Below are 18259 nucleotides of genomic sequence, written 5' to 3'. Positions count from 1 at the left end.
ACGATCAGGGAGGCTGCAGCCTGTTTAAAACAGCCTGGCCTCCCTTCTTTATATTCAGGCTAGGTCCATCAGTGTACGCCACCGATCCAGAGCTGGCCTCCTGCCAGCCGGATCTGCCCATTCAACTGAGCCCCAGTTCGCTCCAGATCCGCCGTACTTCCTGGCGTTCACTGACGAATTGCCCCGCGTCGATCACCCCGGCCTGTTTCTGCAAGGCCTGGCGGTGCGCCGCCGAGCGGAACGCCTTGTACACCTCGCGCAGCAGCACCGCATCGCTGGCGGGCATCAGCCCGGCTTCTTCAAGACCTTCGAGAATGCGGATGTTGTCGGTGTAGCGCAGCAATGCCGGATGGCTGTGGGACCAGGCGAGCGCGGCGTATTGCACCATAAATTCAATATCGACGATACCACCGGCATCCTGCTTGATATCGAAGGGAACGCCGGCGTCATAGGCATTGGCCGCGGTGCCGGCGGCGGTGGATTTGGTCCCCAGGTTGTCGCGCATCTTGGCGCGCATCTCGCTGACTTCGGTACGGAGCCCGGCCAGGTCGCGCTGCTTGCCGAGCACCCGCGCCCGCACGTCTTCGAAGGCCGCGCCCACTTGTGGGCAGCCCACCAGCACGCGGGCGCGGACCAGGGCCTGATGCTCCCAGGTCCAGGCCTCGTTCTGCTGGTAGCGCTCGAAGGCGCCGACCGAGCTGACCAGCAAGCCCGAGGCCCCGGACGGCCGCAGGCGCATGTCGACGTCATACAGTTGCCCGGAGTTGGTCTGGGTGGTCAGCAGGTGAATGATGCGCTGGCCCAGGCGGGTGAAGAACTGCGCGCTGTCGATCGGCTTGTCGCCGTCGGTTTCTGCCTGTGGGTCGCCGTCGTGGATGAACACCAGGTCGAGGTCCGAGCCGTGGCCCAGTTCGAGGCCGCCCATTTTGCCGTAGCCGACGATGATGAAGCCCGGGTCGCACGGGCTGCCGTCGCTGCGCTGGGGCCGGCCGTGGCGGGCGACGGTCTGGCGCCAGGCCAGGGCCAGCACTTGATTGAGAATGGCTTCGGCCAGCCAGGTCAGGTAGTCGCTGACTTTCATCAGCGGCAGGCTGCCGGCGATTTCCGAGGCGGCGACGCGCAGGCTGTGGGCCAGCTTGAAGTGCCGCAGCGCTTCCATCTGCTGTTCGAGGTCGTCCTCGGGAATGCGGGTCAGGCGCTCGCGCAGTTCGGCGGCCAGTTCCGGTGCCTTCGGCGGGCTGAACAGGCGGCCTTCATTGAGCAGTTCGTCCAGCAACAGCGGGAAGCGGGCGATCTGTTCGGCGATCCACGGGCTGGCCGCGCACAGGGTCAGCAGGCGGCGCAGGGCGCCGGGGTTTTCGGTGAGCAGCACCAGATAGGCCGAGCGCCGCGCCACGGCTTCCACCAGTGGCAGCACCCGTTCCAGCACCAGGTCGGGGTCGTCATGCTCGACCGCCTGGGCCAGCAGGCGCGGAATGAAGGAGTCCAGGCGCTCGCGGCTGAGGCGCTGCATGGAGCGCAGGTTCGGGCTGGCGCGCAGGCCGGCGAGGTGTTTCAGGGCCTTGGCGGCGTCGCGGAACCCGGCGTCCTGCAACTGGCGGCAGGCGGCTTCTTCGTCCTGGGCTTCTTCCCAGAGCGGCAGCCATTCGCCGCCGACCACCACTTCGCCTTCGCCCTCTTCGTCGTCCGGGTCGGCAATGACCTGGCGGAAATGCCAGTCGATGCGTCCGCGCCAGTGCATCAGTTGGGCGTGGAAGGCCTCCCAGTCAGGGAAGCCGAGCATGAACGCGATCCGCGCGCGGTCGAGGTCGCCGTCGGGCAGCATTTGGGTCTGGCGATCGGCGATGGCCTGGATGGCGTGTTCGGTGTAACGCAGGAATTCATAGCCTTCGCGCAGCTCGCTCACCACCGCCGGCGGCAGGTAGCCCTGGCCTTCGAGGGTCGCCAGCACCTTGAGCAACGGCCGCTGTTGCAGGCTCAGGTCGCGGCCGCCGTGGATCAACTGGAAGGCCTGGGCGATGAACTCGACTTCGCGGATGCCGCCGGCCCCGAGCTTGATGTTCCCGGACATGCCCTTGCGCCGGACTTCCTGCTGGATCAACTGCTTCATGGTGCGCAGCGCTTCGATCGCCGAGAAGTCCAGGTAGCGCCTATAGACGAAGGGCCGCAGCATTTCCTGCAACTGGTTGCCGGCGACCTGATCGCCCGCCACCACCCGCGCCTTGATCATGGCGTAGCGTTCCCAGTCGCGGCCCTGGTCCTGGTAGTACTGCTCCAGCGCATTGAAGCTGAGCACCAGGGCGCCGGATGAACCGTAAGGCCGCAGGCGCATGTCGACGCGGAACACGAAGCCGTCGACGGTGATCGGGTCCAGCGCCTTGATCAGCCGCTGGCCGAGGCGGGTGAAGAACTCCTGGTTATCCAGCGAGCGCTTGACGCCTTCGGTTTCGCCGCCCTCGGGGTAGGCGAAGATCAGGTCGATGTCCGACGACAGGTTCAGCTCCACCGCGCCCAGCTTGCCCATGCCCAGCACTACCATCTGTTGCGGCTGGCCGCTGCGGTGGCCGGTCGGCGTGCCGAATTGCTGGCATAGGCGCGGGTAGAGCCACTGGTAGGCCTGGTCGATGGCGGCGTCGGCCATATCGGAAAGGTCGCGGCAGGTCTGGACCAGATCGGCCTGGCGGGTCAGGTCGCGCCAGATGATCCGCACCTGATGACGGGTGCGCTGACGGCGCAGGGTGCGCGCCAGTTCATCTTCGGTGGTCGCGGCCTGGGCGGCGGCGGCCAGTTGCGCGCACAGCTCGCCGGGGGCAAAGGGGCGATCAAGCTCGCCGCTGGCGGCGAGGTCGAGGAGCATGGCCGGGTCGCGCTGGCTGTGTTCAAGAACGAATTCGCTGGCCGCGGCGACCCGGGCGAACCCGGCCCAGCGCTCGGCGGTCCAACTCTCCAGGCTCAGGCCTTCACTGGCGGCCACGGCGCTGCGCAGCGCCTGTTCGTTGCTGATGGACAGTGGTTTGAGGGTTTCGGGCAGTTCGACCAGCGACGGCAGGCTCATGGTCTATCCTTGATCGGCGGGAAAACGCAGGCAGTGGCGGGGCAGAAGTCGTATGCCCCGGGTATGACTGTCGTACAAAAGTTTGAAATAGCGGCAATTGCGTATTTGTTGGCAGAAACCATCACGGCAAGCCTTTTCTCAACCGGTTTTTCGTCGCCGGTATCGTTTTATCTCACAAGCCGGGAGCATTCGGCTTATGGGGAAAATGTAGTTTTACTACTGCTTTTTTCATCTGAAGGCATGTAATGACGAACGATTTGTAGTAAAACTACACGCCGCCGGGACTACCTCCGGTAATCCAAGAATTCATGTCGTCTGCCCAAAAGGCCAGTCGCAAACTTCAGGCAACCGATTCTGGTAGCCTTTCCGCCCTGGAGCAAGCCATGCAAGACCTCGATCCCGTCGAAACCCAGGAATGGCTGGACGCCTTGGAGTCGGTTCTCGACAAAGAAGGCGAAGACCGCGCTCACTACCTGATGACCCGTATGGGCGAGCTGGCAACCCGTAGCGGTTCGCAGCTCCCGTACGCAATCACCACGCCATACCGCAACACCATTCCCGTTACCCACGAAGCACGCATGCCTGGCGACCTGTTCATGGAACGCCGCATTCGCTCGCTGGTACGCTGGAACGCCTTGGCGATGGTAATGCGCACCAACCTGAAAGACTCGGATCTGGGTGGCCACATCTCCAGCTTCGCTTCCAGCGCCACGCTGTATGACATCGGCTTCAACTACTTCTTCCAGGCTCCGACCGAAGAGCACGGCGGCGACCTGATCTTCTTCCAGGGCCACGCCTCGCCTGGCGTCTACGCTCGCGCCTTCATGGAAGGCCGCATCAGCGAAGACCAGATGAACAACTTCCGTCAGGAAGTCGATGGCAACGGTCTGTCGTCCTACCCGCACCCATGGCTGATGCCTGATTTCTGGCAGTTCCCGACCGTTTCCATGGGTCTGGGTCCGATCCAGGCGATCTACCAGGCGCGCTTCATGAAGTACCTGGAAGCCCGCGGCTACATCCCTGCCGGCAAGCAGAAAGTCTGGTGCTACATGGGCGACGGCGAGTGCGACGAGCCGGAATCCCTGGGCGCGATCTCCCTGGCTGGCCGCGAGAAGCTGGACAACCTGATCTTCGTCATCAACTGCAACCTGCAGCGCCTCGACGGCCCGGTTCGTGGCAACGGCAAGATCATCCAGGAACTCGAAGGCGTGTTCCGTGGCGGTGGCTGGAACGTCAACAAAGTTGTCTGGGGCCGTTTCTGGGACCCACTGCTGGCCAAGGACACCGACGGTATCCTGCAGCGCCGCATGGACGAAGTCATCGACGGCGAGTACCAGAACTACAAGGCCAAGGACGGCGCGTTCGTCCGTGAGCACTTCTTCAACACGCCAGAACTCAAGGCCATGGTCGCTGACCTGTCCGACGATGAGATCTGGAAGCTCAACCGTGGTGGTCACGACCCGTACAAGGTCTATGCGGCCTACCACCAGGCGGTCAACCACAAAGACCAGCCAACCGTCATCCTGGCCAAGACCATCAAGGGTTACGGCACCGGTGCTGGCGAAGCCAAGAACACCGCGCACAACACCAAGAAGGTCGACGTCGACAGCCTGCGTCACTTCCGTGACCGCTTCGACATCCCGGTCAAGGACGAAGACCTGGAAAACCTGCCGTTCTTCAAACCTGAAGAAGGCAGCGCCGAAGCCCGTTACCTTGCCGAGCGTCGCTCCGCACTGGGTGGCTTCGTGCCTCAGCGTCGCGCCAAGAGCATCAGTATCCCGACCCCGCCACTGGAAACCCTGAAGGCGATCCTGGACGGTTCGGGCGACCGCGAAATCTCCACCACCATGGCCTTCGTGCGGATCCTCGCGCAGCTGGTCAAGGACAAGGAAATCGGTCAGCGCATCGTTCCGATCATCCCGGACGAAGCCCGTACCTTCGGTATGGAAGGCATGTTCCGCCAGCTGGGCATCTACTCGTCCGTCGGCCAGCTCTACGAGCCAGTCGATAAAGACCAGGTGATGTTCTACCGCGAGGACAAGAAGGGCCAGATCCTCGAAGAAGGCATCAACGAAGCGGGCGCCATGTCCTCCTTCATCGCTGCCGGTACTTCGTACAGCACTCACAACCAGCCGATGCTGCCGTTCTACATCTTCTACTCGATGTTCGGTTTCCAGCGTATCGGTGACCTGGCATGGGCAGCCGGCGACAGCCGCACCCGTGGCTTCCTGATCGGCGGTACCGCCGGCCGTACCACCCTCAACGGTGAAGGCCTGCAGCACGAAGACGGTCATAGCCACATGCTGGCCGCGACCATCCCGAACTGCCGCACCTATGATCCAACCTACGGCTACGAGCTGGCGGTGATCATCCAGGACGGCATGAAGAAGATGACCGAAGAGCAACAGGACGTCTTCTACTACATCACCGTGATGAACGAAGCCTACACCCAGCCAGCCATTCCGGCCGGTGTCGAGGAAGGCATCATCAAGGGCATGTACCTGCTCGAAGAAGATACCCGCGACGCGGCGCACCACGTTCAACTGCTGGGCTCGGGCACCATCCTGCGCGAAGTCCGTGAAGCGGCGAAGATCCTGCGTGAAGAGTTCAACATCGGCGCTGACGTGTGGAGCGTTACCAGCTTCAACGAACTGCGTCGCGACGGTCTGGCAGTAGAGCGCAGCAACCGTCTCAAGCCAGGTCAGAAACCACAGGTTACCTACGTCGAAGAATGCCTGAGCGGCCGTAAAGGTCCGGTCATCGCGTCCACCGACTACATGAAGCTGTTCGCCGAGCAGATTCGTCAGTGGGTACCGAGCAAAGAGTTCAAAGTCCTGGGTACTGATGGCTACGGCCGCAGCGACAGCCGCAAGAAACTGCGTCACTTCTTCGAAGTCGACCGCAACTTCGTGGTGCTGGCTGCACTGGAAGCCCTGGCTGACCGTGGCGAGATCGAACCGAAGGTGGTGGCTGACGCCATCGTCAAGTTCGGCATCGACCCGGACAAGCGCAACCCACTGGACTGCTGAGGAGTATTTTTAAGTGAGCGAACTCATTCGCGTACCTGACATCGGCAGCGGTGAAGGTGAAATCATCGAGCTGTTCGTCAAGGTCGGTGACCGTATCGAGGCCGACCAGAGCCTGCTGACCCTGGAGTCCGACAAGGCCTCCATGGAGATCCCCGCGCCGAAGGCCGGTGTGGTCAAGTCGCTGAAGGTCAAGCTGGGCGACCGCCTGAAAGAAGGCGACGAGTTGCTGGAACTGGAAGTCGAGGGTGCCGCTGCCGCGGCGCCTGAGGCTCCGGCCGCTGCTGCTCCGGCTGCCGCGCCTGCCGCTGCACCGGCTGCTGAAGCTGCTCCGGCAGCGGCTGCCGCACCGGCAACCGCCACCGTTCAGGACATCCACGTTCCAGATATCGGTTCGTCTGGCAAGGCCAAGATCATCGAAGTGCTGGTCAAGGCTGGCGATACTGTCAGCGCCGACCAGTCGCTGATCACCCTGGAATCGGACAAGGCCAGCATGGAGATCCCGTCTCCTGCCGCTGGCGTGGTCGAAGCCGTGATCGCCAAGCTGGACGACGAAGTCGGCACCGGCGACCTGATCCTCAAGCTGAAAATCGCCGGCGCCGCGCCTGCCGCTGCTCCGGCTCCGGCCGCAGCACCTGCGCCGGCTGCCAAGGCTGAGGCCGCTCCGGCTGCCGCTGCTGCTCCGGCACCGGCTGCCGCAGCACCTGCTGCCGCGCCGGTTGCCGCCAGCGGTGCCAAAGTTCACGCCGGCCCAGCCGTGCGTCAACTGGCCCGCGAGTTCGGCGTCGAGCTGAACGCTGTCGCAGCCACCGGCCCGCATGGCCGTGTGCTGAAAGAAGACGTGCAGGTTTACGTCAAAGCCATGATGCAGAAGGCCAAGGAAGCACCGGCCGCAGGTGGCGCAACCGGTGGCGCGGGCATCCCGCCGATCCCGGTCGTGGACTTCAGCAAGTTCGGTGAAGTCGAAGAAGTGGCAATGACCCGCCTGATGCAGGTCGGCGCTGCCAACCTGCACCGCAGCTGGCTGAACGTGCCGCACGTGACGCAATTCGACTCGGCCGATATCACCGAGCTGGAAGCGTTCCGTATCGCGCAGAAAGCCGTGGCCGAGAAGGCTGGCGTCAAGCTGACCGTTCTGCCGCTGCTGCTCAAGGCCTCTGCTCACCTGCTCAAGGAACTGCCGGACTTCAACAGTTCGCTGGCGCCAAGCGGCAAAGCGATCATCCGCAAGAAGTACGTGAACATCGGCTTCGCCGTGGACACCCCGGATGGCCTGCTGGTCCCTGTGATCAAGAACGTCGATCAGAAGAGCCTGCTGCAACTGGCTGCCGAAGCTGCGGCCCTGGCCGAAAAAGCCCGGACCAAAAAGCTGTCTGCCGACGACATGCAAGGCGCTTGCTTCACCATCTCCAGCCTCGGTCACATTGGCGGTACCGGCTTCACGCCGATCGTCAACGCGCCGGAAGTGGCGATCCTCGGTGTTTCCAAGGCCACCATCCAGCCAGTCTGGGACGGCAAAGCCTTCCAGCCGAAGCTGATGCTGCCACTGTCGCTGTCCTACGATCACCGTGTGATCAACGGCGCAGCCGCCGCGCGCTTCACCAAGCGCCTGAGCGACCTGCTGGGCGACATCCGCACCATCCTGCTGTAACCGTTGTTCACCTGTCTCCCTCTGCCGGGGGAGACAGGCCCGCTTTCGAGCTGCCACGCTCGTACCTCAACCCCGTCTCTGACGGGGCTTTTTTTGTCTGCGAAAAAACGGTTCAGCGCCCCGGCCCGCCTGGCGTTTACCGGTAGCGGGGCTGAAGAAAAACGCCGCCATGCCGACATAGATCAAGACGCCAGCCAACCTATTACTTGTCAGCCTCTGGCGCATGATGCAACCTTGCCCAAGCGTGCATAGCAGCAATGTGCCAAGCCCGTGCCATCAGTCTTTTTCGAGCGAGCTTCCCATGAAAAGCCAAACCGATGCTGCCAGCCGTCCGGCGGCCGAGGTAGTGACGCAGTTACCGGTGCCATCACGGCTCGGCATGCTGCGTTTCGAGCGGCTGAACGAAGCTAGCTGGGCGATGCTTTACCTCGATCCGGGCTGCGAACGGCAGTTCGGTCTGCCGGCGGTGGAGCTGTGTGCCCTGGTCGGTTCGCCCTACGCCAGCCTCATGGCCCCCGAGGCGCGCTACAAGCTGCACGACGCCATCGACGCGCAGTTGGCGGTCGGCAATCACTACCTGAGCCGCTACACCCTGCACACCAGCCACGGCCCGCTGAACCTGCTGGAAGTGGGCGAAGCCTACCGGCAGCACAATCGCCAGTTGCTGCGCGGCTACCTGCTGGTGCTGGACGACCAGCCCGGCGAGATGACCGAGCTCAGCGCCGACGACCTGGAAACCCGCAACAGCCGCCTGCAGATCGCCCTCAAGCTGAACCAGCAGGCGCAGCAGGAACAACTTGAACACCTGGAGCGAGTGCGTGCCCAGCAGGACCTGATCCTGCACCTGGCCCGGCACCGCTACAGCGCCAGCAATTCGCTGCAGGAAGCCGCCGAGCTGATCACCCGCAGCGCGTGCGAGATCTACAACATCGATTGCGCCAGCATCTGGTATCTGGAAGGCCAGCGCCTGGAGCCGATTTCCGCGTTCTACCGCGAGACCCGCGAGTACCGCCTGCCTGAGGCGATCGACGCCGGCCTGTTTCCGGATTACCTGGAGGCGCTGCACACCAGCCGCGCGATCGATGCGCACAACGCCAGCCATGACCCGCGCACCCGTGATATCACCGAGAGCCTGCGCCCGCGCGACATCATCGCCATGCTCGATGCCAGTATCCGCATCGACGGCCAGGTGGTCGGCGTGCTGTGCCTCGAGCACGGCGGCAGCCCGCGGGCCTGGCAGACCGACGAGATCGCCTTCGCCGGCGAGCTGGCGGACCAGTTCGCCCAGGTCATCAACAACCACAACCGACGCACCGCCACCAACGCCCTGTACCTGTTCCAGCGCGCGGTGGAGCAGAGCGCCAACGCCTTTCTGCTGGTCAACCGCGACGGCGTGGTCGAGTACGTCAACCCGAGCTTTACCGCGATCACCCAGTACAGCTCCGAGGAGGTCCAGGGGCATCGGCTGTCCGAGCTGTCGGCGCTGGAAAATCTCAGCGAATTGCTCTTCGACGATTCCAGCTTGGCCATGGGCAATAGCTGGCAGGGCGAGTTCAAGAGCCGGCGCAAGAACCTCGAGCCGTACTGGGGACAACTGTCGATTTCCAAGGTGTATGGCGACAACCGCGAGTTGACCCACTACATCGGCATCTACGAAGACGTCACCCAGAACAAGCTCGCCCAGCAGCGCATCGAGCGCCTGGCCTACACCGACAACCTGACGGGCCTGGGCAATCGCCCGGCGTTCATCCGCAGCCTCGACGAGCGTTTCGCCCGCGACAGCGACACGCCGATCTGCCTGCTGCTGGTGGACATCGACAACTTCAAGCGGATCAACGACAGCCTCGGCCACCAGACCGGCGACAAGCTGCTGGTGAGCCTCGCCCGGCGCCTGCGCAACAGTCTCAGCCCCGGTGGTAGCCTGGCGCGTTTCGCCAGTAACGAGTTCGCCGTGTTGCTGGACAACACCGACATGGAAAGCGGGCAGCAGACCGCGCAATCGCTGCTCAATACCCTCGACAAACCGATGTTCGTCGACAACCAGTTGATCAACGTCACCGGCTCCGTGGGCCTGGCGTGCGCGCCGCTGCACGGCCGCGACCCGCAGACCCTGATGAAGAACGCCGGCCTCGCGCTGCACAAGGCCAAGGCCAACGGCAAGCATCAGGTGCAGGTGTTCACCGAGGCGCTGAATGCCGAGGCCAGCTACAAGCTGTTCGTCGAGAACAACCTGCGCCGGGCGCTGGCGCAGAACGAGTTGCAGGTGTTCTACCAGCCCAAGCTGTGCCTGCGCACCGGCCGCCTGCTCGGCCTGGAAGCGCTGCTGCGCTGGAACCACCCGGAAAAGGGCATGATCCGCCCGGACCAGTTCATCAGCGTCGCCGAGGAAACCGGCCTGATCATCCCCATCGGCAAATGGGTGGCGCGCCAGTCGTGCCGCATGAGTCAGCAACTGGCCGCCGAGGGCATGCCCAACCTGCAGGTGGCGATCAACCTGTCGCCCAAGCAGTTCTCCGACCCGGACCTGGTCGCCTCGATCGCCAACATCCTCCAGGAAGAAGCGCTGCCGCCGCACCTGCTGGAGCTGGAACTGACCGAAGGCCTGCTGCTGGAAGCCACCGAAGACACCCGCCGCCAGCTCGACCAGCTCAAGCAACTGGGCCTGACCCTGGCGATGGACGACTTCGGCACTGGGTATTCCTCGCTCAGCTACCTGAAGAAATTCCCGATCGACATCATCAAGATCGATCGCAGCTTCATCAACGAAATCCCCGACAACCAGGACGACATGGAAATCACCTCGGCGGTGGTGGCCATGGCCCACAACCTCAAGCTCAAGGTGGTCGCCGAAGGTATCGAGACCGCCGAGCAGTTGGCGTTCCTGCGTCGTCACCGTTGCGATGTCGGCCAGGGCTACCTGTTCGACAAGCCGATCCCCGGCGATGAGCTGGTTGAAAAGCTCAGGCGCTATCCGCGTGGCCCGGTGGCCTGACAGTCACGCAACACTCGGGCACACTACGGGTCTATCCCAATAGACGACATCGCTCGGCGATGTCTCCTACCTGACAAGAGGAATGGGTCCATGGTCCTGCGTTCGGAAATCCTGGTGAACAAAAACGTCCTGCCTACCGCTGAACAGGCGCTGCCTGGCCGCGAAACCCCGATGTCCCTGCCCGAGCGGCATTTCGTGTTCAAGGAGACGCCGCTGCTCGGCCCGTTCTTCGAGAACGTCGATTTCGCGATTTTCGGCCTGGGCTGTTTCTGGGGCGCGGAACGCCGCTTCTGGCAGCGTGAAGGCGTGGTCAGCACGGTGGTCGGTTATGCCGGTGGCTTCACGCCGAACCCGACCTATGAAGAAGTCTGCTCGGGCCTGACCGGGCATACCGAAGTGGTGCTGGTGGTATTCGACAAGGACAAGCTCAGCTACGACGAGTTGCTGAAAATGTTCTGGGAACTGCACAACCCGACCCAGGGTATGCGCCAGGGCAACGACATCGGCACCCAGTACCGCTCGGCGATCTACTGCACCAGCCCGCAGCACCTGGACGAAGCCGAGGCGAGTAAGGCGCAGTACCAGGCCGAACTGAGCAAGGCCGGTTTCGGCGAGATCAGCACCGAGATTGCCCAGGCGCCGACCGTGTATTTCGCCGAGGCTTACCACCAGCAGTACCTGGCGAAGAACCCCGAGGGCTATTGCGGCATCGGTGGTACCGGTGTCTGCCTGCCGCCCAGCCTGCAAGGCAACTGAGGACGCGCCATGACCACGCCGAGCATGACGTTGTACCACTCGCCGCTGTCGCCCTTCGTGCGCAAGGTCACGGTGTTCCTGCACGAGACCGGGCAGTTCGACCGGGTCGCGCTGAACACCATCAACATGAGCCCGGTGAACCCGGATGCCGGATTGAACCGCGACAACCCGGTCGGCAAGATCCCGGCACTGGTGCTGGGCAACGGCACCGTGCTGCATGACAGCCGGGTGATTCTCGAGTACCTCGACCTGCAACACGTCGGCAACCCGCTGATCCCGCGTGAGGGCGACGCGCGCTGGCGCCGCCTGAGCCTGGCTTCGCAGGCGGATGCGATCATGGACGCCTCGGTGCTGGCGCGATACGAGCAGTTCCTGCGGCCTGCCGAGAAACAGTGGGACGAGTGGCTCACGGCGCAGCAGGAGAAGATTCGTCGCGGCCTGGCGAACTTCGAAGCCGAGCATATTGCCGAGCTGGCTTCGGTGTTCGACGTCGCGGCGATCGGTGCGGCCTGTGCGCTGGGCTATATCGACTTGCGCATGCCGAACTTCGGCTGGCGTGAGCAGCAGCCGAAGCTGGCGGCGTGGTATGCGGAGGTCAGTCAGCGCCCTTCGATGAAGCTGACTGCACCGCCGGCGGCCTGATTCGGCATTTCTGGGGCCGCTTTGCGGCCCTTCGCGACGGTTCGGCGCTCCGACAAGCTCGCTCCTACGGAGATTCGAGCCATTTCTATCTGCAGGAGCGAGCTTGTCGGGGCGCCGAGCCGTCGCGATTGCAACACCTCTGTTGCCCAGACTCCGACAATCCCCCGCACCAACTGCTCCCCGAACACCCGCTCCTCGCGCAACCCACTCATGCCGCCACCCCCTGACCCGCGCGATACCAGTCCAGCCGCCGCGTCAGCACCATGAACACACCCAGCAAGGCGAACAGCAGCAACGCCCCCATCAACAGCGCGTAATCCTCGGCGCTGAGCAGCCCGTACAGCATCGCGTACAGCACCGCCAACCCCGCGCCGAAGCCCATCCCACGCGCCCGGCTGTGCAGCACATGGCACAGATAGAAACCGATCAACGCCACACAGCCACTCGCCGACAACCCATACGCCAAGGCAAAGCCAAGGTGCTCGGACAACGACAGCAGCAACAGGTAGAACAGCGCCAGGGCCACGCCCACCAGAGCGTACTGGATCGGGTGGACGCTGAGGTTGCGCAGCACTTCGAAGAGGAAGAAGCCGGCGAAGGTCAGGGCGATGAACAGCAGCGCGTATTTGATCGCCCGCTCGCTTTTCAGGTACTGGTCCACCGGATCGACAAAGTTGACGCCGAAACGCCGGCTTTGGAAGTCCGTGCACTGGTCGGTCGTCACGCAGCGTTCGAGGGCGTCTTCCATGTTGGTGGAGAAGAACGAGGTCTGCCAGTGAGCGTTGAAGCCCTTGTCGGTGATCTCGCGGCTGGTGGGCAAGTAGTTGCCGATAAAGCCCGGGTGCGGCCAGTTGGCGCTCAGATTCACATTGCTGCTGCGGCCCACTGGCAACACGTGCAACTGCCCGGTGCCTTGCAGCTTGAGGTCGAAGGCGTAGTCCAGGCGCATTTCGTTCTGGCTATCGAGCCCCGGCACACTGGCGCGCACGCCGCCGCCGAGCCAGTCCACGCCGCTGCCGGCGGCGAAGTCGAGGGTCTGGCCATTGAGCTGCAACTGCAGGCCGTTCTGGATGCCGCGGATATCGCTGATGCCCACCGCGATAAACGGCGTTTCGAAGCGGTAGTCGTCGAGGTCGTTCTTGATGCCCCAGTTGGCCGGCACCTTGAACTGGCCGCTGACGTGGCTGTTGGCGTGGTACAGCCGCGCCTCGTAGATGCCCCGCGCGCGCAGCTCGGTGTCGGCGTCGGCATCGAGGACGAAGGTTTCCGGCAGAAAGGCCAGGTGGCGGGTGCGCACGCGGGTTTCCTGGAAGGTCCTGCCGTCCTGGGTTTTCCATACCCGCTCGGTCTTGCGGTACGGCACCACGAGGATCGGACCGCTGATCTGCTGGGCGTGGCTTGAGCTCTGGCCGATGTCCTCGACCACGCTGTCGCGCAGGGACTGCCGCTCGCTGATCAGGCCGCCGATCATCAGCAGGGGAATCAGCAGTCCGATCACCAGCAAGGCGATGATGCCGAGTTTGATACTCAGGGTTTTGTTCATGGAGGGGCTCCGCTTGAGAAGGAGCCCAGTCTGCGAGCGCTGTGTGGAGCGACGCGGGAGTGAATGTGGAGTTTGTGTGGAGATTCAGTCCAGGCGATTGGCGGGCAGCCACAACCGCACGCGCACGCCGTCCTCGACGTTGGCGATCTCCAGCGAGCCGCCGTGCAGTTGCGCCACTTCCTCGACGAAGTTCAGCCCAAGGCCGGTGCTCTTGCGCCCGGTCGCTGGCCGAGGCAACGAGTAGAAACGCTCGCTGAGACGGCCGAGGGCGTAATCGGGAATCGCCTCGCCCTGGTTGTACAGGCTCAGGGCCACGCGCTGTGCATCGTGCTCCAGTTCGAACACCAACCGGCCGCCAGGTGGGGTGAAGTCCAGGGCGTTTTCCAGCAGGTTGCCGATCGCCTGGCGCATCAGGAACGGCTCGCAGTACAGCCGCGCCGTCGCCGGTACTTGCTGACGCACCAGCAGGCCGGCGCTTTCGATGCGGGCGCTGCGGGCCAGCAGCAGGGCGTCGACCATCTCGGCCAGCGCCACTTGTTGCTGGTCTTCCAGGCCTTGACGCTGCTCGACCTGGGCCAGGTCCAGCAGGCGCTCGATCAATTGCTGCATGCGCGCGCTTTCGCTCTCGATGTTTTGGCTGAAGCGCTGGCGCTGCTCCTCCGGCATCGGCCCCTGCAACAGCTCGCTGGCACCGCGGATCGCCGCCAGCGGGCTTTTCAGTTCGTGGGTCAGGGTGTGCACGTAGCGCTCGACGTAGGCTTTGCCTTCAAGCTGGGTGCGCATACGCTCGACCGCGTCCGCCAGTTGCGCCAGCTCGCCGCCGCGGTAGTGCGGCAGGGCCACGCGCTCGCCGGCGCTGACGGCCTGGGCGTAGCGGGTCAGCCGGCGCAGCGAGCGGGTCAGCCACCACGACAGCGCCGCGCCTACCAGCAACCCGAGCACGATCAGGCCGATACCGAGGCTGACCAGGTGTTTCTCCGAGCGGTCGACGTAGGGTTGCAGCGAGCGGTTGGGCTTGGCCACGGTGACCACGCCGATCAGCGTGCCGTTGTCGAGGATCGGTGCGGCGACGTGCATCACCGAGGAGTCCGGGTCGTTCGGGTCGCTGCGGGTCGAGCGCGCGCCGTATTGGCCGCGCAGGGTCAGGTAGACGTCGTTCCAGCGCGAGTAATCCTGGCCCAGCGCCTCGCCGCTGGAGTCCAGCAGGACGATGCCCTTGGCGTCGGTAACGTAGATGCGGTGGTTCACCTCGTTCTTGGCCAGGCCCCAGATCTCGGCGTTGGGCCGGCGCTGGCCGTAGGCGGTGAGCAACTGCGGCAGGGCGCTCTGGCCGAGGGTGCCGGCCTTGACCTGATCGCGGAGGATTTCCGCCAGCAGGTTGGCGGTGTCCACCAGGGTTTCCTCGGTGGATTGGCGCACGGCGGGGCGCACCTGCTCGCGTACCGTGTTGAGGACGAAATACGCGGTCAGCCCGACGAACAGGAAATACACCAGGAAGATGCGGATACCCAGGCGCATCAGCTTTGGTCCGGGTTGTAGCTGTAGCCCAGGCCGCGGTGGGTCTGGATCGGCTCGGCGTCGGCGGCCACCAGGCGCAGCTTGGCCCGCAGGCTCTTGATATGGCTGTCGATGGTGCGCTCGTAGCCGACATCGGCCGCCACGCCAACGGCATCCAGCAACTGCTCGCGACTGAAAACCCGCTGCGGCTGCTCCAACAGGCACTGCAACAGGCGGAATTCGTGGCGTGTGAGGCTGAGCGGGTGCTCGCGGTAGTGGATCTGCATGCGCAGGGTGTCGATGCTGAACGGCGTGGTGCCGGTTGCGGCGGCGATGCTTGCCGCGGGTGCCATGCGCTTGAGGATGGCGCGCACCCGGGCGGCGACTTCCCGCGGGCTGAACGGCTTGACCACATAATCGTCGGCGCCGATTTCCAGGCCCACCACCCGGTCGATCTCGCCGTCGCGGGCGCTTAGAAACATGACCGGCACTTCGCTGAAGCGGCGCAGTTGCTTGCAGGTCTCGAAGCCGCTGATATCCGGCAGGCCGATATCGAGGATGACCAGATCGGCCGGCTGCTGGCGCTGTCGCTCCAGCGCGGCCTGGCCGAGGGTCACCCACTCGGTGCTGTGGCCTTCGCCCTGCAAGGCGTAGATCAGGGTGTCGGCGATGGCCGCTTCGTCTTCAACGATCAGGATGTGGGGCATGGCGGCAACTGCAGGCGGCAAGTGGGAAGCGGCAAGTGTAAAGCGCTGTCCATCACTTTGCCGCTTTGCGTCAGCAGTCCGGCTTGTCGGCGGTGAAGCGGCGGGCCGGGTTCACCGCGGCGCCGAACTCGCGCAGGGCCTTGGCGCCGATCAGCAGCGGGTAGTTGAAGCTGCTGCGGTCGGTCAGGTTGACCTCGACGGTGCGCTTCACATCGCCCAGGCACAGCTCCAGGTCGATGACCGGGCGGTGGGCGATTTCGCTGCCTTCTTCGTCTTCTTCGTCGGCGCGGTTCTTGATCTTGCTGATGCGCGCCAGCTTGTGTTCGAAGACCTTGCTGCCGGCATCCTTGGTGGCCAGGCGGAAACGTACCCAGTCTTCACCGTCACGGCTGAACTGTTCGATGTCCTTGGCGGACAGCGAGGCGGTGAGGGCGCCGGTGTCCATCTTGGCTTTGAGGGTCTGGCCGATTTCCGGCAGGCCGATGTATTCGTAGCGACCATAGAGGGTCGGTTCGGCGGCCATCACTGGCAGGGACAGCAGGCCGAGCAGGGCGATCAGTGGTTTCAATGGAATGACTTCCTTGGGATGGGTCGACCGTTAGACTGCCGTTGCGCTGTAGGTTCGGCAAGCTAGGGTAATGAACACAACGTGAAACATTTGTTCATGAGACTCGCCGGGCAGCATTTGGTGTTCCCGTCGCCGCTGCTTATCATTGCCGACCGTCTTTCCCACACTAAGAGTGGATTTATGCGCCGCCTGCTCACCGGCAGTTTCGTCACCCTGTTGCTGTTGCTCAACACCCTGGTCCTGATCGGACCGCTGCTGCTTTGCGCCGTGCTCAAGCTGGTCTTGCCCGGTCGCTACCGCGATCACGCCTCCCGGGCGGTGATGTGGTTCGCGGAGACCTGGGCCGAAATCGACAAACTGATCTTCGCCCTGTGCATCCCGACCCGCTGGGACGTGCGCGGCAATGCCAACCTGCGCCTGGACACCTCCTACCTCTGCGTCAGCAACCACCAGACCTGGGTCGATATCCCGGCGCTGATCCAGGTGCTGAACCGCAAGATCCCGTTCTTCAAGTTCTTCCTGAAAAAGGAGCTGATCTGGGTGCCGTTGCTGGGCCTGGCCTGGTGGGCGCTGGATTACCCGTTCATGAAGCGCTACAGCAAGGCTTTCCTCGACAAACACCCGCACCTCAAGGGCCAGGACCTGGCCATCACCAAGGCGGCCTGTGAACTGTTCAAGCGCCAGCCGGTGACCGTGGTCAATTACCTGGAAGGCACCCGTTTCACCGAGGCCAAGCGGCAGGAACAGCAATCGCCTTATCGGCACCTGCTCAAGCCCAAGGCCGGCGGTGTCGCCTTCGTGCTGGCGGCGCTGGGCGAGCAGCTCGACGCGCTGCTGGACGTGACCCTCGTCTATCCCGGTGACAAGGCGCCGGGCTTCTGGGATCTGGTCAGCGGTGGGTTGCCGCGGGTGATCGTCGATATTCAGGTGCGCGAGCTGGACCCGGCGCTGTGGGCCGGTGACTACGAAACCGACCCGGCGGTGCGCCAGGCCGTGCAGGACTGGGTCAACCAGTTGTGGCGCGAGAAGGATGCGCGGATCGAGGCCCTGCGCGCGGAATTAAACTGACGGGCCGGTTGCCGGGGCGAGCGGTGCGACGGTGCCGTTGCCCCAGATGCCGGCCAGGTTCTGCAACAACGACCCGGCCACGCCTTGCTGGCCGAGGTACTGCAGGATCAGCGGCGCGAAGCGGGCGATCATGCCGTTCTCCATGCCGAGGGCGCTGAAGGCGTTGTTCAGGTCGGTCCCGTTCTTGACTTCACCGCCCAGTGCATTGCTCAACGCCGAGCCCTGACCGCTCTTGCCGAGCAGCTCCCCCAACCCCGCCAGCCCGCCCAAGGCGTTCTCGCCAGACAGCATGTCGAGGCCCGGCACGGCCTTGCTCAGTTGTTGGTAATCGCCCGTGCTCAACTGATTGCGCGCCAGGCCCAGCAGGGCGCCGGTGCCACCAATGGCTTGTTCCGGGGTGATCTTGAGTTCGCTGCCGAGGGTGTTGAGCAGATTGGCCGAAGCGGCGGGCGCCTGGACGGCGGCGCCATCGGATTTGCCTTGCATGGCGGACACGGCGTTGGCCGCGTCGTTGAGGTTGAAAGCGAAGGCCGAACTGGCGGCCAGGGTCATCAGGGTGACCAGCGCGAAACGTTTCATGGCAAAGACCTCGTCAGCCGTAAAGGCAGGGAAAACGAGGTGTTGGAGTGGATTGGCGGGGGAATGTTCCCGGAGGTGGCGTTGTTGCCCATCGCGAGCAAGCTCGCTCCTACAGGGTAGGGGTAGGGGTAGGAGCGAGCTTGCTCGCGATAAGGAGCCCAGAGACCTACCTGAA

12 protein-coding genes are annotated in these 18259 nt (G+C 63.9%); 6 read left to right on the top strand and 6 right to left on the bottom strand.

The annotated features are described in order from the left end of the window. Positions 1–121: 121 nt before the first annotated feature. Positions 122–3055: a bifunctional [glutamate--ammonia ligase]-adenylyl-L-tyrosine phosphorylase/[glutamate--ammonia-ligase] adenylyltransferase gene (gene glnE / locus NTD88_RS17800; RefSeq protein ID WP_095156218.1), complete on the bottom strand. Its 2934-nt coding sequence runs from the start codon at positions 3053–3055 to the stop codon at positions 122–124. Positions 3056–3438: 383 nt separating this feature from the next. Here glnE and aceE point away from each other — a divergent pair, with 383 nt between their 5' ends. From aceE to NTD88_RS17775, 5 genes are all read left to right on the top strand, one after another. Then, the gene (aceE, locus tag NTD88_RS17795; protein WP_095156217.1) at positions 3439–6084 is read left to right on the top strand and encodes a pyruvate dehydrogenase (acetyl-transferring), homodimeric type; all 2646 of its coding nucleotides are present in this window, start codon (positions 3439–3441) and stop codon (positions 6082–6084) included. 13 nt (positions 6085–6097) lie between these two features. Next, positions 6098–7732, top strand: a complete 1635-nt coding sequence (gene aceF, locus NTD88_RS17790) for a dihydrolipoyllysine-residue acetyltransferase (RefSeq protein ID WP_095156216.1) — start codon at positions 6098–6100, stop codon at positions 7730–7732. Between the two features lie 301 nt (positions 7733–8033). Next, entirely contained in the window at positions 8034–10724 is a 2691-nt protein-coding gene (locus NTD88_RS17785) for a putative bifunctional diguanylate cyclase/phosphodiesterase (RefSeq protein ID WP_095156215.1), read from the top strand. Between the two features lie 90 nt (positions 10725–10814). Next, complete coding sequence (gene msrA, locus NTD88_RS17780) at positions 10815–11480, top strand: peptide-methionine (S)-S-oxide reductase MsrA (RefSeq protein ID WP_262156403.1); 666 nt, start codon at positions 10815–10817, stop codon at positions 11478–11480. A 9-nt stretch (positions 11481–11489) separates the two neighbouring features. After that, a complete protein-coding gene (locus NTD88_RS17775; RefSeq protein ID WP_262156404.1) occupies positions 11490–12122 on the top strand; it encodes a glutathione S-transferase N-terminal domain-containing protein in 633 nt (210 codons plus the stop codon). Positions 12123–12330: 208 nt separating this feature from the next. Here NTD88_RS17775 and creD read toward each other — a convergent pair whose 3' ends face one another. From creD to NTD88_RS17755, 4 genes are all read right to left on the bottom strand, one after another. Next, positions 12331–13665, bottom strand: a complete 1335-nt coding sequence (gene creD, locus NTD88_RS17770; protein ID WP_262156405.1) for a cell envelope integrity protein CreD — start codon at positions 13663–13665, stop codon at positions 12331–12333. Between the two features lie 84 nt (positions 13666–13749). Beyond that, positions 13750–15183 (bottom strand): two-component system sensor histidine kinase CreC, encoded by a 1434-nt coding sequence (gene creC, locus NTD88_RS17765; protein ID WP_262156406.1) that lies wholly within the window; start codon positions 15181–15183, stop codon positions 13750–13752. Further along, positions 15183–15869, bottom strand: a complete 687-nt coding sequence (creB, locus tag NTD88_RS17760) for a two-component system response regulator CreB (protein WP_262156407.1) — start codon at positions 15867–15869, stop codon at positions 15183–15185. The genes creC and creB overlap by 1 nt, the downstream gene beginning before the upstream one ends. Positions 15870–15939: 70 nt before the next feature. Further along, a complete protein-coding gene (locus NTD88_RS17755) occupies positions 15940–16437 on the bottom strand; it encodes an ATP-dependent zinc protease (RefSeq protein WP_095156208.1) in 498 nt (165 codons plus the stop codon). 180 nt (positions 16438–16617) lie between these two features. Between NTD88_RS17755 and NTD88_RS17750 the strand changes: the two genes are divergently transcribed. Beyond that, entirely contained in the window at positions 16618–17505 is an 888-nt protein-coding gene (locus NTD88_RS17750) for an acyltransferase (RefSeq protein ID WP_262156408.1), read from the top strand. Here NTD88_RS17750 and NTD88_RS17745 read toward each other — a convergent pair. Then, on the bottom strand, positions 17497–18084 hold the full coding sequence (locus tag NTD88_RS17745) for a DUF2780 domain-containing protein (RefSeq protein ID WP_262156409.1): 588 nt from the start codon (positions 18082–18084) through the stop codon (positions 17497–17499). The two genes, NTD88_RS17750 and NTD88_RS17745, sit on opposite strands and share 9 nt — an antisense overlap. Between the last annotated feature and the right edge of the window lie 175 nt (positions 18085–18259).

It is taken from the genome of Pseudomonas sp. 20P_3.2_Bac5 (genome assembly GCF_025466035.1).
Taxonomy (GTDB): domain Bacteria; phylum Pseudomonadota; class Gammaproteobacteria; order Pseudomonadales; family Pseudomonadaceae; genus Aquipseudomonas.
Note: the sequence above shows the minus strand (reverse complement) of the source record. Positions and strands in the feature narration are given on the sequence as shown.